The organism is Alcanivorax sp., from assembly GCF_014762765.1.
Lineage (GTDB): Bacteria > Pseudomonadota > Gammaproteobacteria > Pseudomonadales > Alcanivoracaceae > Alcanivorax.
The window spans coordinates 1-2165 of the sequence record NZ_JABURH010000008.1 but is presented as its reverse complement, the minus strand read 5'-3'; the positions used below and the strand labels follow the sequence as shown (position 1 = coordinate 2165).

Annotated in this window: 2 protein-coding genes; one reads left to right on the top strand and one right to left on the bottom strand. The window is 60.0% G+C overall.

The features are described 5' to 3' along the window. The coding region (locus HUJ17_RS00080) for a 3-oxoacyl-ACP reductase (RefSeq protein WP_290508806.1) at positions 1–1207 on the bottom strand (1207 nt) is incomplete at its 3' end. Between the two features lie 312 nt (positions 1208–1519). On the opposite strand from HUJ17_RS00080, the gene HUJ17_RS00075 reads away from it, so the two are divergent. Next, a partial coding sequence (locus HUJ17_RS00075) for a beta-ketoacyl synthase N-terminal-like domain-containing protein (protein ID WP_290508807.1) occupies positions 1520–2165 on the top strand: 646 nt, incomplete at its 3' end.

Below are 2165 nucleotides of genomic sequence, written 5' to 3'. Positions count from 1 at the left end.
TGGTGATGCCTTTCTCGGCGTACTCGTCCTTGTAGGCGTCGATCATGCCGATCACGGCGGCCTTGGAGGCGCCGTAGTTGGTTTGACCCAGGTTACCGGCGATACCGGCGATAGAGCTGATGGAGATGATGCGGCCACCTTTGCCCATGCCGCCCTCAGCCAGCAGCTTCTCGTTGATGCGCAGCTGGCTGGCGATGTTGATGTTCAGCACCATGTCCCAGAATTTCTCCGGCATGTTGCCCAGCATCTTGTCGCGGGTGACGCCGGCATTGTGCACGACCACGTCATAGCCGCCGATTTCCTTCGCCTTGGCGGCGATGGTGGCAGGGGCGTCGTCAGCAGTGATATCCAGTTCCAGGGTATCGCCACCGATCTGCTCGGCCACCTGGTTCAGGTCGTCGGCCATGGGCGGGATATCCAGCACGGTAACGGTCGCGCCGTCACGGGCCAGTACTTCGGCGATCGCCGCGCCGATACCCCGGGAGCCACCGGTGACCAGGGCTTTCTTGCCAGCAAGGGGCTTGTCCCAGTCGAACTTGGCAGCCTTGAAGCCTGCTTCGGTGGCGCGAACCACCTGGCCGGATACATAGGCAGATTTCGGCGACAGGAAGAAGTGCAGGGGAGACGCCAGTTGTGCTTCTGCGCCTTCGTCTACATACACCAGCTGGGCGGTGGCGCCTTTCTTGATTTCCTTGCCCACGGAACGGGTGAAACCTTCCAGAGCACGCTGGGCCACACGGGCGGCACCAGTCTGCTTTTCCGGGGTGCGGCCGATGACCACAACGCGGGCACATTTTTCCAGCTTGCGGATCACCGGGTGGAAGAATTCCCACAGGGCTTTCAGCTCGTCCGGGTTCTGGATGCCGGTGGCATCGAATACCAGGCCCTTGAACTTGGCATCGTCTTCGCGGCTGGCGGTGTAGTTGTCCGCGCTCACGCCCAGCTTGCCGGCTTTCTTCTGCAGCTCGGTGGCGTTACCGGTGTTGGCCAGTACCGCTACCTGGGCTTCCGGGGCCCCTTTCAGGGTCGCCAGGATGGTATCGATACCGGTGGAACCGTTGGCGGCACCTACCAGCACGCGGCCCTTGATGAAGGAAGCCTGGCCCGGCTGCCAGCGCTCGAGAATGACCGGAATAGGGAGGTTGATTGCGCCAAACAGCGCCTTGCCCATAGAAGAATTGGCAATCGCCTGATAGGTATCGCTCATTATCCTGTCCTTTGCCATCAGCAGATGAATGTGTCTGGCTACATTAGTGCAACCAGAGCAGGTTTAAAGAGGTGCTGCGGGAAGAAGCGTCAAAATCAGACTTCTTTCGTAGGGCATGAGAATCCGCCCTGTCGCACACTGGCGCGTATTGAATCACTGCAATGTGGCGGGTGTATTGACCGGCGCCGGACGTCAAACAGGCGTTTGAGCCAATGAGGCCGTGCCGGTTGCGGGTAGACTGCGCCCATTCGAGTGAATACTGTAGCGTTTTCGCGCTGTTGTTGCTCACCGCCATCTTGAGAGGACATGACTATGCTGGCAGGTAAAGCCGTACGTAAGGTTGCCATTATCGGCGGTAACCGTATCCCGTTTGCCCGTTCCAACTCCGCTTATATCGATACCAGCAACCAGGACATGCTGACTGCTGCCATCGACGGTCTGGTGGACCGTTTCAAGCTGCACGGTGAGAAGATCGACGAAGTGGCTGCTGGTGCAGTGATGAAGCACGCCCGTGACTTCAACCTGGTACGTGAATCCGTACTGGGTTCCAAGCTGGCCCCGGAAACCCCGGCCTATGACCTGCAGCAAGCCTGCGGCACCGGCCTGGAAGCGGCCATCCTGGTAGCCAACAAGATTGCGCTGGGTCAGATCGATTGCGCCATCGCCGGTGGTGTGGACACCACCTCTGATGCGCCCCTGGGCGTCAACGAAGAAGCCCGCAAGGTATTCATGGCCCTGAACCGTGCCAAGACCAACGGCGAGCGCGCCAAGCTGGGCCTGAAGCTGCTTAACCCGAAATCCCTGATGCCCGACATCCCCAAGAACGGCGAGCCGCGCACCGGCCTGTCCATGGGTGAGCACCAGGCGATCACCGCAAAAGAGTGGGGCATTGCCCGTGAAGATCAGGACGAGCTGGCGTGGAAATCCCACCAGAACCTGGCCAAGTCCTATGAAGATG